11 protein-coding genes are annotated in these 14,367 nt (G+C 39.2%); all 11 read right to left on the bottom strand.

Annotation, left to right across the window (positions count from 1 at the left end):
• Position 1: 1 nt before the first annotated feature.
• On the bottom strand, positions 2-478 hold the full coding sequence (locus VSQ62_RS32130) for a hypothetical protein (RefSeq protein ID WP_334638760.1): 477 nt from the start codon (positions 476-478) through the stop codon (positions 2-4).
• Positions 479-517: 39 nt separating this feature from the next.
• Positions 518-1,975: a DUF362 domain-containing protein gene (locus VSQ62_RS32125; protein ID WP_334638759.1), complete on the bottom strand. Its 1,458-nt coding sequence runs from the start codon at positions 1,973-1,975 to the stop codon at positions 518-520.
• A 30-nt stretch (positions 1,976-2,005) separates the two neighbouring features.
• Complete coding sequence (locus VSQ62_RS32120) at positions 2,006-2,899, bottom strand: polysaccharide deacetylase family protein (RefSeq protein WP_502957896.1); 894 nt, start codon at positions 2,897-2,899, stop codon at positions 2,006-2,008.
• A gap of 78 nt (positions 2,900-2,977) precedes the next feature.
• On the bottom strand, positions 2,978-4,198 hold the full coding sequence (locus VSQ62_RS32115; RefSeq protein WP_334638757.1) for a nucleotide sugar dehydrogenase: 1,221 nt from the start codon (positions 4,196-4,198) through the stop codon (positions 2,978-2,980).
• A 5-nt stretch (positions 4,199-4,203) separates the two neighbouring features.
• The gene (locus VSQ62_RS32110) at positions 4,204-5,778 is read right to left on the bottom strand and encodes a glycosyltransferase family 4 protein (RefSeq protein ID WP_334638756.1); all 1,575 of its coding nucleotides are present in this window, start codon (positions 5,776-5,778) and stop codon (positions 4,204-4,206) included.
• A 2-nt stretch (positions 5,779-5,780) separates the two neighbouring features.
• Positions 5,781-6,743, bottom strand: coding sequence for a radical SAM/SPASM domain-containing protein (locus tag VSQ62_RS32105; RefSeq protein WP_334638755.1), 963 nt, complete (start codon positions 6,741-6,743; stop codon positions 5,781-5,783).
• Positions 6,740-8,668, bottom strand: coding sequence for a heparinase II/III domain-containing protein (locus VSQ62_RS32100; RefSeq protein ID WP_334638754.1), 1,929 nt, complete (start codon positions 8,666-8,668; stop codon positions 6,740-6,742). Before VSQ62_RS32100 ends, VSQ62_RS32105 begins: the two co-directional genes overlap by 4 nt.
• A gap of 38 nt (positions 8,669-8,706) precedes the next feature.
• Entirely contained in the window at positions 8,707-10,074 is a 1,368-nt protein-coding gene (locus VSQ62_RS32095; RefSeq protein WP_334638753.1) for a phenylacetate--CoA ligase family protein, read from the bottom strand.
• A gap of 15 nt (positions 10,075-10,089) precedes the next feature.
• Positions 10,090-10,806: a class I SAM-dependent DNA methyltransferase gene (locus VSQ62_RS32090; RefSeq protein ID WP_334638752.1), complete on the bottom strand. Its 717-nt coding sequence runs from the start codon at positions 10,804-10,806 to the stop codon at positions 10,090-10,092.
• A complete protein-coding gene (locus VSQ62_RS32085) occupies positions 10,803-11,999 on the bottom strand; it encodes a hypothetical protein (RefSeq protein ID WP_334638751.1) in 1,197 nt (398 codons plus the stop codon). Before VSQ62_RS32085 ends, VSQ62_RS32090 begins: the two co-directional genes overlap by 4 nt.
• Before the next feature lie 534 nt (positions 12,000-12,533).
• The gene (locus VSQ62_RS32080) at positions 12,534-13,841 is read right to left on the bottom strand and encodes a zinc ribbon domain-containing protein (RefSeq protein ID WP_334638750.1); all 1,308 of its coding nucleotides are present in this window, start codon (positions 13,839-13,841) and stop codon (positions 12,534-12,536) included.
• Between the last annotated feature and the right edge of the window lie 526 nt (positions 13,842-14,367).

The following is a 14,367-nucleotide window of genomic DNA, read 5'->3' as shown; positions in this document are numbered from 1 at the left end:
ATTAAACCTCTTGAACAATATCCTCCAGTGATATGATCGGACAGTCGAATACGTTCTCCAACTGTTCCTCAATTTCATCAAAGAAAAACACGGATGTAACAATAACGGCATCCACCTCGTCCATAGCGTCTTCCGGATCTCTTACCTCTACATCTGCATAGATGTTTTCAGCATTTTTATCTATCGCATACGCGATCTTAATTCCAGAGTCTCTAAGCTCATCCTCAAGCCGCTCTCCGAGATAACTCATCCCGTAAATTGCAATTGTTTTATACCCATTTTCTTCAAAAAAGGTTACAAGGCTCTTTCCTTCCTGCTTATTGATGATCCACTGATTCATAACTTGCATGATCGCCAAATGCTTATCTGCATATTTCTGTGCTTCTTTCGTTTTCTTACTTAATGCAGACCAGACAGATGAAATTCCTGCCGCTCCTCCGCAAACAAATGATAATGTTGATATAATGCCTTTTTTCATGATGAATCCCTCCATTTTTGTCTTATACTACTTAGAAACTTACAAATACCCCTTCCATCCCGAGGGGAGTTTATATTTATAAACATCTTGAAAATGATCGACGCCTTTCATATATTCATCATTCATTCCCATAATCTCAATATCATCTACCGTAAAATCCATTAGCCGTTTTTCTGTTTTTTCTTTTATATTCAGACTTTTAACTTTCTTATAATCCAGACCCATGTAAGCCGTTGCAACAAGATCTGCTGCCATCGGATTCACTCCGGCAATAATGACCCCGCTCTTCACACCGGTCGGCGCCAAAGGACCTTCTCCTTCACCGCCTACAATACCGTCGATTACAGACAAGTATCTTCTTTTTTCTTTTGACGGTATACCGTTTTTGCCATGATACAACAGCACTCTGTTCAGATCGACTGCCATTCTCCATGTCGTATCATTCCCATACCAGTCGCCCCCTCTATTCTGGCCGCTCTTGTCTTTTATCCTCAAAAGCTCTTTTCCCTTCAGATATGCCGCATATAAATACTTCCCATATTTCCAGTTTTTCCCGAGCGTCAGATCCTTCATCCGTCTGTCTAAAACTGCTTGTCTGCTTTCAACAGAAAACTCATCTCCCCCTTTAGACTGTGTGCCGACTTGATAGTGGACCAGGTAATTTTTATTCCCATTTATTCCCACCATATTTTTAATATTCAGAGTAACTCCCACTTTTCTGTGCACTTTTAATTTAGGGACAGATATCACAACATCTGCATTTAATATTGTATTAGAAATAAAGTATTTATGATGCCCATTAGAATGCGCGGCTATCGTTTCTTTACGGTTATAATCAGCTCCATAAAATCTTCTGGGATCCACGCCGCTTAACTCACTGTCCTGTTTTAGATCCACTATCGTATATCCCATGGGATCGCCTTTTTGCTGTATCCGTTCCCATACGATCCCATTCTTATATACGGTTCTTTCTCTACGCAGATCTATCAACTCGACCGCTATAGAAGTATCTCGAAGCTGCCTTTTATAATAATCTATTACAGCTTTCATTCCGTTTCTTCGTGTAAGCCGATCAAAATCGCAATTCATCTGAGGTGCATCCGCCACAATGACCTTTCCGCGTCCGCACAAAGCCAGGATCACATAATCTATGATCGCGCGTATTACGGAACCATGTGTAACCGTTGACTGGTTCGTCTTGTCATTTATGTTACGATCATATACAAAATTCGGTTTAATAACCACACATTCCCCAGGCTTAATGATATCAGCCAATGGATTCCAGTCTTCCGACGCAGAATGCTCCGAATCCAATCCCATAAATATGAATGCATTTCTGACTGCTTCATAGACCTGATTACTCTGATCTGTTTCTAATTCAACATTCAGGCGTTCCAATTCCGGGTAAATTACAGGCGGATAAAAGGGCGGTTTTTGTGGATACCCTTTTTTACGATCCTGAATTTTAGCTATAGATACTTTTCTCTCGTCTAACATACCTTCCTCCGCAAGACTCTATTTAGAATCTCAGATAATTTTTGTTCTTTTCAATTTCGGCATATAATCCTTAGAAGATTTCTTTATAGTATTCCGTTTTTCATATAATTGACTTACCGTCACAATTTCAACCTTTGAATTCCCGCACAAATAACCCATAATATTATGGAATTTTTTTATAGTGTCTTTATCCGGTTCAAATATAGAACTCTCTGACCGAACTCCCGCCATAAAAAACTTATATAAAGAAAAGCTATGCATAAAAATATTCATATAACTATGACATCCTGCTATGTTCTGCTCACATGCCTCTTTTATCTCTTTACCAGTACTGTAATTAATATCTGATTTTTGAATTTGATTGCTGCATGATTTGTGAGGAATTATATAATTCGTCTTAAGTCTATACACACTCACAGGATATTCTAATATACCGTGTAATTCATGGATTCTATTTTTGTATCTTCCCGAAACCTCACAATTGGAATTTTTATAAAAAACACTGGAATCTATTTTCATGTTTGCCGTATTCAGCGCCAGTAATGTGTTTCGATCAATACCATATGCGCCTCCCCTGTGCGCGATCGGTCTTTTCCCTGTTATATTCTGTAAATCCTCTATCCCCTTCTCAATGATATAAACTTGTTCTTCAAAGGAATATTGCTTCATATAGATACGTTTTCTTTCGTCGCGGTCCATCAACCACACCGGATGTGTATGAAGCTGTATATCCTGTCCGTTTTTCAGTAAAATATCACAGACATCTGCCAAAAGTTTCTCCCCTAGAAGATACTTTTCATATATATTCAAATACCACGTCGCATGAATTCCATACTCTTTAAAAACAGATAAAATATACTGGATTCCATAATTTCTTTTCCTGTCAGAATGAAGCAAAGTGTCCGTCCTACATGTATTTGCCATAAACGGAATCTGTGGATTTTCCGTATCGATCGTTATTGTCACATATAATTTATCCATACTCTTCTCCATAACTACTTTTCATAACCGATAGGCTGCGTCTGCCCGACATATATTTCTTGTATCCAGGATGATCTTGTCCTTTATCTTCTCCATATTCTCAATAATCTCATCATGCCCAACCATGATGACGATCAAATCAATATCATTTAAGAATGCGTCCAGTTCATGATATTGATTTTCTACAACCTCCCTGCCTACATTGGGATCATATACTTTAACACCAGATGCCAGATGTCTCCTCATACACTCCATAAGCTGTAATGTAGGACTTTCCCTTACGTCATCCACATTTTCCTTATAGGTAATCCCATAGATTCCTATTCTTGATATGTCCTGCAGTTTCTCTGCATCCATAATTTCTGAAACACGGTTTAACACGAATTCCGGCATTGAATCATTAATCTTTCTGGCTGCGAGAATGATATTGGCAAGTCCTGGATAATCTCCGACCAAAAACCAGGGATCCACTGAGATACAATGTCCCCCTACGCCTGGACCCGGCGAAAGTATATTTACCCGCGGATGCATGTTTGCCAACCGAATAATCTCATATACATCCATATCGCCGGCTCTGCATATCTTTGCAAGTTCATTAGCGAAAGCTATATTGATATCCCGATAAGTATTTTCTACTACTTTTGTCATTTCTGCTGTCTTAATGTCTGTTAAAAAGATCTCCCCTTTGCAGAAAGACTTGTATAACGCTCTGACCCTTCTCCCTATGGCAATATCCTCTGCTCCGATTGTCCTATTATTACTTCTGAGCTCTGTTATCATTCTTCCCGGGATAATCCTCTCCGGGGCATGGACTAGATGGAGATCTTCTCCACATACATATCCTTCTTCTTCAATAAAACTGCGGACTGATTTACTTATCGTTCCAGGAGAAACCGTAGATTCAATAACTATAACCGCCCCGCTTTCACATACCTCCAATATATGACTGACCGCATCCATGATATATGCCGTATCTACTTTTTTGCTATGCTTTATATACGGCGTCGGGACCGCCACTATATATATGTCTGCCTTTTGATATTCTGTACTGAATTCTATCCCCTTCTTTAAGGCACCATAAAACAATTCTTCTATTCCATCTTCGCTAAAACTAATCTTCCCGGCTTTCAAATCATTTACAACTTTACTGTTATTATCTGTTCCGACCACTTTGGTTCCACTCTCCGCCATAATCAGCGCTGTAGGCAAACCTATGTATCCCAAACCAATCACATTCACCATCTGCGTCAGCCTCCATATATTTCATCCATCTTTTCTATGATTTTTCTCACATGAACATCCCATGTATAATTTTCAACCACGTCCTTTCTTGCATTCGTCCCAAGCTTTTCTCTAAGTACATCGCTTCTTAGCAATATCTCAAGCTTATCTGACATATCCTTCACATTTCCGGGTTCAAACAAAAGCGCATTTTCTCCATCTCTCAAGATCTTGCTCATCTGTCCCAGGTCAGAAGCTGCTATTGCCTTTCCCATAGCCATATATTCGAACAATTTTGTCGGCGACCCAAAGAAATTGCTGCCATCTTTGTTGCAGACATGAGGGGCGACCAGAATATCGCAGGCTGCCAGATATAATGATATCTTTTCGAAACATATACTTCCTACACAGTTCACACAATCTTCTATCTGAAAACGCTTCAGGATCCGTTTTACTTCCGGAAGCGTCCTCCCCTCCCCGATCATCATCAAACTGGTTTTTCTCTTATAATTTTCATCCCGGGAGATTAATTCGGCATAACTTTCCGCCAATTTTTCAGCTCCATGAAACACTCCGAACGAACCGCAAAATCCAATTACGATTTTATTCTGCAGGCAATATTTTTCTCTTATCTCTTTCCCACTGATCTCAGGGTTGTATTTTTCTATATCAGCCCCATTATAATCAACCAATATTTTTTGGCTTTCAATTCCCCGTTTTATCAAATCTTCTTTTAACACATCGCTGACACATACGATCAGGTCCGCTTTGTCAAGGTTGAGATTCTCTATTCTCTCAGCCAGATTTTTATATTTCAGTCCATTTCCCCAGTGTCTGGACGTCCATATCTCGGAACTATTAAATTCAAGGACAAAAGGCACTTTATATCTATAAGAGATCTGCAGCCCCACGAAATTATCCAGAGCATAACGCTGATAAACAAAAGCAGGTGCTCTTCCTTTTTGTAATCCATATATTTCTCGGCAGGCGCTGAAATTAAAATATAAATTTCTCAGCTCGCTAAAATCATGATAGGCTTTCATTGATATGTGATGAATATTTCTGGTCTGTACTTCGCTGGAAATGTAGTCTGTCGTATATACTGGAATCTGCCCATATTGCTTTGCCAATGCGTTTATCACTCCCGTAGAATGAGCCACCATCCCGCCTGACTGTACACCGTATGCCATAGTTGTTTTTATATACATGGGCATAGAATTCTTCCTGTATCGTTTCCTGACGATCCGGTGTTCCAGCCAATCCATCCTGTCGTTTACCACACGTACCAGCTTATCCGAATCGCGTTCTTCCTGTCTTTTTTTCACAAGCCGCAACAACAAATGCCAAACAGTTATGTTTTTTTCTCTTTTTGTATCTTTTAATACAATTACCGGCATCCTGGACTGAATGAATATATTTTGCATCTTCATAGTCATGTTTGTAATAGAATCAATATCTGCCGTTACAAAATAAATCTTAGTACAAAGTCCCAACGTTGTTCTGCCTGCCATAAACTCATCATATGATAATATCTTCCCTCCTGCTGTTACAGGATTAAATAACGGAATATTATCAATGATATATACCTTTTCAGACATCATACTCAATATCCTTTCGGTCCCGGTAATGTATCACAGTATCGGCATAGCTTTATTTCCGCCCTGCCCTTTCTAAGCTTTTTTCTTATCTTTTCATATCTCTGTGAATACCAAGCTTCACGCAATGACATTCTGTTTAGATCCGCTAACGTATATTTTCCATAAGGGTCGTTACAACAAAGACTTGTCTTCCCATCAGGTCTCACCACCATCTGTTTATACGGCAAAATACAGGACATCCTTAATGTCCTTTTTTTGTTATTATTAGGTGATTGGCCACCTCTGGTATTAAGGACTTCATGTATCTTCCTAACATGGATTTCAACTTTCCTATCTAATCCCTTGTCTTTCTTACAATATTCATGAATATTAGCTACATTATCAATCAATTTTAATTCATCATCATAATTATCAATTACCATTCTATCCAAAGAAGGAATGATAGCTTTGAATTTTTCCATAGTCAGCAAAGTTCCATTTGTATACATATATAAATGAGCATTCGGTACATGTTCACGGGCATACTTTGCAAATTCTACAATTCTTGAATCTAAAAACGGTTCGTTATTGGAATGCAATGCCAGTCTACCCGAGTAATGGAGTTCTCCTAGTTCATCAATAATTTTTTTAAAGAGTTTTTCATCCATTTTTTTCAATTTCCGTGGGTCTGTATTTCGATTAACCGGACAAAACGGACAAATACCATTACAACGGTTAATAACCTCTATTTCGATTGATGAAAACATAGGTTGTTTCCCTGCGTCATAATTCTTCTTCAAATTTTCTTCTGTTTCTTTCCTTATACGTCTATACTCAATTTTTTTCTTTACCCATTTTTCATACTTTTCATATTTAACATCCGCCAGACTTTTTTTCAGCAATGGCGCTATCTGTCCAAGAAAATATAAAAGAATACCATCTTCGACTATATCTGTCTCCCACTTAAAATTATATCGATTTACAATCACTGTATTTCCTCCCTATGTAACTGTCCATATCCAGTCGAATAAATCCTATTTTGAAAGGATACTGTAAAAGGCATATTAGAAAAGTCCGTCACTACTATTTTATGAGCCAGTAATTCAACGTCTCTTACATGCTCAATTCCCGCATAACATGCTTTTCCGATTATTCGGTCTTTTCCGGCAAAAAGTATTTGACCCCTCGCCCGCTTTTTCATCCCAAAAGTCCCGGAAAACACATTCTGTTCAAAATCATCGACATGAATTGTATTATGCGCTTTCACGCTCCTGAATTTATCTCTTATCATCGGAAATGCCGTATAAATATATGCCCCCGGATCTCTTGTTATATATGTTCCGTCAACGAACACCTCCACAGATAATTTATCATTATGTGTATGCCCTAAGAGACCGGTATTTTCAGCCGTGTCGATTACCATACAGATAAATATTCGTTTCCCCCTCGCTATCAAAACACCGAATTTTTTATAATAAAATATTTCTACCCCTTCCAACAGACTTGCCGCCTTTTCAGATTCATCCACATATAAAACTGTCTCTTTTTTATAAGGGTATTCACTTTCTGCCAAAGTTCCAATTTGTTCCACTCGAACATCGTATTTATGAAATGCAGATCTTCTCTTTGCCATACCATGAACCATACTGGCTTCCAACGGAATTTCATTCGCAATATGTTCAAATCCGGAATCGAAAAATAATCCAGATACTGCCGACAAAAAATTCCGATGATCAATCACCGTATCAGTCGCTCCCTCTCCCATAGGAGTTAGTTTCAATAATCTGCCGCTGTCGTTGTCTCCTACCTGAACAATCTCATGATTATCTTTTGAAATCGTTTCCGTAAAAGCCGCCATATTATAAATCCTGTCAAGATACCACTGCGGGAAAAATCGATCCGTTTCCACATCATATTTTTGTGAAGGCAATCCTCTTAATCCCTTAATATTCCTGCGCATATAGGACTGATAGCTTTTCTTTCTGTCTGACTGCAGCGTTCCATAAATCAACGCTGTTGCATATACTACAAATTCCCCGCTTAACCTATGATAGCTTGTTGATCCTTCGATGTGACTCCCTTCCTCGTAGAACTGCTTTTGCACTTCATTTATCAACTCCTGTACTCCAAAGACAAGACAGGCATCCGTCCATTCATCCGATTGAAGATATGCAGCTGCAAAGATAACTCCTGCCAGATTAGAAAGATAATGGTTGGAATTCATACCGTTTCTTCCCCGCTCCAATCTCTCCATTACATATCTAAGGCTTTCTCCAATGAATGCTTCAAATCCTGACTCAAAGTCATTATCTAAATATCCGGATCCATCCAATTGCCGCAAGATATCATACGCCACCAGGAGATTGACGATGCGAATCGAAGAATCCATAACCGCAGACCACTGAACCGTACGTCCTACCGGATTTATTACCATAAAATCACGCATCTCATTCTTGAATTCTCTGATTATATCATTTCTATATTCTTGATCCGCAACCGCAAATATAGCCATCTGGACAAGATGATAAAGACGCCCTAACTCCCACGGACACTTTACATCCACTGCCACTCTGTCCGCCATGACCGTTCTGCACTTCTTTACAGAATGGTAACCTCCTGGTTCAAAGAAAAATCCACTTTTATAATCTACAAACCAGTTGATCGGCTCATATCCCAACATATCACCATATCTGTTCCGTAATTTTTTAGCCGCAGTCATTCCATATCTCGCCATAGAACGGCTTTTATAGCGCCTTCCATGCAGACCCTTTGCGCATATGGTGTAATCTAGCTTAACAAATCCGCTCCCTAACAGATCAAATCTATGCTGCATATATAAATCACACAATGTTCTCAGCTTTTCCCTGCAAGATTCATCTATCATAATTTCATTAATATTTATAAACGAATACATACTTCTCTCCTACTACTTAAGCTTCTATGTGTAACAGTTCAGACAAGGATTTTTATATTTTGAATCAAGAATTTACTTTTCCCTCTTGGCGTGCTTTCAAACTGTTCTGTCTCGCATACTTCAAGGTCAAAGGTTTCACCCAGACGTTTTTTGAATTCCATGTAAATGTTTCTATGATCCGTTGCCGTATACCCTTTTGCCGGCATTACGTTAATTTTTACTCTTCCTTTTTCTTCCTGAATAAACTGAAACCGATAGATATGATCGAAGATATCCGCATGCGTATTGATTGCTACAAAGTTAACCAGATTCCCATCTTTACCAACCAGGAATTCATCCTTCCTACGCCGTCCGGCAATCCCGCAGATCACCCTTTGTCTGTTCGCGCATCTTATTCTATATTGTGTGTCAAGCAACGCTATATCGCCCGTATCATACCGGATAAAAGGCATTGCAGAATTAATAAACCCCGTCCCGATGATCCTTCCTTCTCCGGTCTTTACCGGCAGATCTTCATCATCCAGATATTCCAAATACGAGTGACACATATATTCATGGTAGTGCCCTTCCTTACATTGTCCGATCATACCGATCTGTTCACAATTCCCATATAGATCCACAACTTTAACATGCATCTGTTCTTCTATCAATCTGCGCATATCCGCCGTCAATGTTTCAGAACTGGTAAAAAGCGTCTTAATCTTCCCATCTTCATTGAAACAGCTCCCTGTATCTTTTATATACTTTGCCAGAAGTTCTGCGGCAGATGGATATGCCCTAATATGTTTCGCCCCAAACTTCTGAATCTGATGTAGGTACTGTTTCATATTTTTTTCTGACATATTCATGCTGGAGCAATACAACACGCCATATTTATGATCACTGAATATATCTCCATTTCCTATCACTTTTCCGCGAAGAACGGCTATCTTGTCTCCAAAATAATACCCTCCTTCATGAAAACTATGCCAGACAAAGGCAAGCCTAACCGCACCAGTACTTCTGGCATCCAGAAATAACTTGGTCGGTATGCCTGTAGAACCCCCGGTTGTCACCGCCACACAATTATGGAGCGGAATCGCCCTCAGCTCGTTTAAATTTTTCTCTAAAATATCCTTTGTAAGAATGGGTATCTTTCTTATATCATGAAAATTACGAAAATCCCGCGGAGTCCATCCATATTCATCAAACATTCTTCGATAATATTTTGTATTTGCATACGCGTAACCAATCAACTCCTTCAATTTTTGAAGCTGATATTCTCTGAACTGCAAAGTGCTCCACGACTTGGTTTCTTCCAACAGATCATATGTCTTCCAGAACAAATCATTATATTCTTCCATCCCTCTTATCTTTGCAGTGATATTACGATAGATTTTCCCTCTTAAACTATGTGATAAATCCATATATACCCCAATCTCTTATTCCTTTTTAAGAAGCATATACATATGCGAATATTTATTCGGAAAAACTTTTCTGTTAATCCATACACAATACTCCGCCAACTTGTGGTTGGTGATAACTTTTCTCAAAATCTTTGCAGCGCCTCTTTTATTCATCTTGTTATAGTACTTTAATATCGCAAACTCGATTTTGCACCACAACCAAAGGAACCCCATCTGCTTATGTTCAATAGTGAACCGCCCTCTCGCCTTCTCAAGCCTGCGCACTTCCTTTTTATCATAAGGCACACATACAAACAGCCTTCCTCCGCATTCCAGATGCTCATAAAAATTGTCCAGGCATTTTTTTTGCTGATAAGCCGATAAATAATAAATAACGTCACAGCAAATAATAAAATCATATTTCCTGTCCAATTGTAAATCAGCCAGATCCCCGACAAACCAACGGCATTTTGAATTTAACCCTTTCTCTTCGCATATCGAAACAGCTTTTTTAGATATGTCAAATGCATCATAAACTTCCAGGTCTTTGATTTGTCTTAGTATGAGTTCCGTCATATCACCAGTCGCACAGCCTGCTTCTAAAACTCTTAAATGTTGTTGCTTCAGAAACGGACGTATTATCGCTATAATATCTCCCATCCTCTTATAATGAGAGCTACGCCAGTTTATTCCCCATACGCTCCCATCCTCTTCGCTATAACAGTCAAACTTTTCTTCAAAGGATTTTTTCATTTCGTACTTACCTTCCGATATATGTTTCCGCCAATCTTACCTGCCTGAAGAGTTTCTGCGTCTTCACCATACATCTCTTTATCCAATCTTATAAAAGTAGATATATATGTCTTCCAGTCATATCCATTTTCCCCCCGGTAATTCTTCTCCCCCATTTCAAAAAGGATCTCTTTCCATATCTGGTTTTTATACTCCTCAAATACCTGCGAACCAATGACCTGTGTCTTCATATACCTGACCTCTAAGCTATTCAGATCCACTTGTATGATCAGATTGGTCACATCGCAAAACAGATAAAGTTTATCGCCGTAAATCCGTTCTTTTACCCCCCAGTATTTTGCCTTTGGATATATGGTATCCGGGGGAAATTGTGAGAGTACTTCCATTTTTCCGGTTCCTTTATTCAAAAGAAACAGTGCGTTCTCATGACATGAAATAATGAATACATATCCCTTCGCACATACTAATTTCCGGCAAGGCGGCATGTCATATTCATCCAATTTAAAGCCAGGCTTGTAACAATTTTGTATTCCGCCTTCTATATTCCACTGGTATAGTAGATCTTTACCAACTACAGTAAACCAAAAATCCTCCCCGTCATAAGCGCTTCCATATAAAGCTTTTTCCTCTACCTCGATCGTATACTTTTTAAGAGAATGCATTTGGAAATCAGATATAAGCAAAAAATTACTTTTTGTACAATGACTCCACACTTTATGATCATCGTACATCCCGGTATATAAAAAGTTAGAACTTACATCGCCTAACATTCGTTCGACATCCCACCAATCATGCTGAACATCAATGGTTTCTTCTTTTAAATCAATAGTAATAAGCCCTTGCCTTGCATACCATGGAAATAATATCAATTTATCTCTGAAAATACAGGAATATCCTACTTGGCAAAATCCCAAATCATAATACTTTTGAGATCCATTATCCACATGATAGGCATGTACTCCATATCCGTTATCCGGATAGAAGTATACCGTCCCTTTATACTCTATACAGCCTCCATGATAAGCAAAAGAAGACGCATCCATTTGCATGAAACGTTCTGCTTTCTCTATGGTTTCTTCTTGAAGATCATATATAAGAAAGGTATTATAAAAACGATTCGATATATATGCCTTCCCCTTTACTATGAGAACATCCATGACGCCAATCATTCTCTTTAATGTCTCAATTTCCATGTTTTCTACCTCTGCATATTATCAGACTTCATTTCACAAGTGTCGCAAACAGTATCACTAAAATGAGGAGCTGATATCTCATTTCTCCTCATTGACTCCTCTTACATATACACAATTATAAATGATTTAATAAGGCATATTGGTCACCCTTTCCCAAGAATGATGCAGCTCTTCTCCGCTTCGCTCCCTGCTACGTCATGACATGTATCCCCATTGGCGACAACCTGCGATACTTTATCGCAACACAATCTCATGTTCACAAGGTCCTGGCGTACCCAATACGCAGAACTCAAGATTTGCATCCTTTCGCATCTGCCTTCTAACGCCGTGTTTTCTTTTTATATAGCAGGCATCATACCTGCTTTTATCATGAACACACCTCTTAGTCCATAAAACGATCCAGGAATTTCCATGGTTCCTCTGAAAGTTATTTGGTAAAATCCTGATCTATCATCAGAATTTATCTAAATGGCTATTCTTATGACCATATTAAATAAAATACATATACTAACGAATTTACTATCGCTAACCATTCTAAAACAGCGCTCCGTCTCCCTTTCCACGCTTCTTTACATTCCGAGCAGTATTCACTTTCTCTACCATCTCATACCCGCACGCCGGACAATGAAACCTTCCTTCCGCCTTCATCCCGATCGCACCACACTCACTGCACTCATTACTGATGTCTTTCCCGAGCACTTCCACGATCTCAACCGACTGTTCCTTACATTTCTGCGTCAAGCGCTTTCGAATATATCCTCTCTGCCACTGGCCGACCACATAATTTATCTTCTTGTTATGCCCGCCTGCCTGCGGCTTCGGCAGCTTCACAATAAATATCGTCTTCGGTTTCTCCTCTCTCAGAAGTCGATTCAACTCCTGATTAATGTAACAATGCAGGCGTTCCTCCATCCTCCGCTTCTTGGCGTAATATTTCTTCCGCCCCGGATTATCCTTCTTATTCCGTCTGTAACTGTCGGTCTGCACCCGTATCCATTCCGAATACTCCAACTGGAACTTGCCCAATTCTTCCCCATACCGATGCCCCTCATCTGTGGTCATCATCGTATAGAGCCCTACAGCCACACCGACTTCGTTCCGATACTCCTTGTGATTGTGAATGGAGACATTTACAGGAATCTTAATCTCAATACGCCGCTCTTGAGGATAGAGCTTCATACGTAATTGACATTTGTACTGATTATTATCTGTCAGCAGCACAAAAACTCGCTTCCGCTTTTCTTTAATCGAAATATAGATCCCATGGTCTGCATAACGGTATGCCCGCTCTGCTATGGCAAATCCGTCTGCTCTGTCTGTGTGAAGCTTCACATGATGCTTCCTCACCTGCCTGCACAGATATTTATTCAACTTTTCTGCGTCAACTTTCGACGACACTTTAATGTACTGCTTCTGCACCGTATTAGGCAGTTCAACAGGCTTCTGATTCAGCACCTCTTCAAACGCATTGCTGACCTTGAGTAAAAAACGCAGGTAATGCTTATCCTCCTCCGTAAAACCCTCATTCTGATTGATCAGCTTCGAGATCTTCGTCTTTGTCCTGGTCCACTGGCTCTTGATATCGCCTAATGCATCAAAGATCGCCAGATAGAAATATACCGCCGGCATACCTAATGTTTCGCGGTATCCACTGCCTGTCATCTCGTTCTGTACCGTATATCCCGGATAGATCTTTGACAGGCTGGCGATCCCGCCGTAACGCGAATACACGTAATTCTTTACCTTTCTGTAATCCTCGGCAATTTCCTGAAGCTTCTCCATATCAGCCTCTTTGATCGGTTCTCTATTGTACTGATGAATGGTCTTACATACTCTGTCCATTGGCATATACTCTTCTTAAAAACAAGGATTCTTGTTGAATTTCCGCCATTATCTCCTGTTACGAAAAAGTGTAGTTTTTTGTAATAATGTACAGGGAAAAATTTTAATGCAAATATCACAAAAAAGGAGGATTAAGTTTATTGACTTTTTGTCGATAATATATTAAAATGGTTAAGAATTTATAGCAGGTTTTTTATTACAAAAAACTACACTTTTTCGTAACAATTTTTTATCTGTTTCTTATAAAAATTTTCATATTATACAGAACTCTATATCGTCTGCATCTCCGTCAGCCTTTCATTGAATCCAGCCATAATAATAGTCCACTATCATTAATCTTCAATATATGTTATACTTACAGCACACTTGGTACTCCATTCGGAATCGGCTTACTCATTAGGAGCACTCTCGGAAACTCAATAGAGAATAAGCAGGAAAGGGTTGATTTTCAGAAATGAGAGGGATAAGGGATGGATGGTTATGGGGCTTGAGCAGTCCAGAGAGCATAAAGAATAAAAATGTGCAT

It is taken from the genome of Sporofaciens sp. JLR.KK001 (assembly GCF_036941055.1).
Taxonomy (GTDB): Bacteria; Bacillota; Clostridia; order Lachnospirales; family Lachnospiraceae; genus Sporofaciens.
The sequence above is the reverse complement of the archived record's forward strand: the minus strand, read 5'-3'. Positions and strand labels throughout refer to the sequence as shown.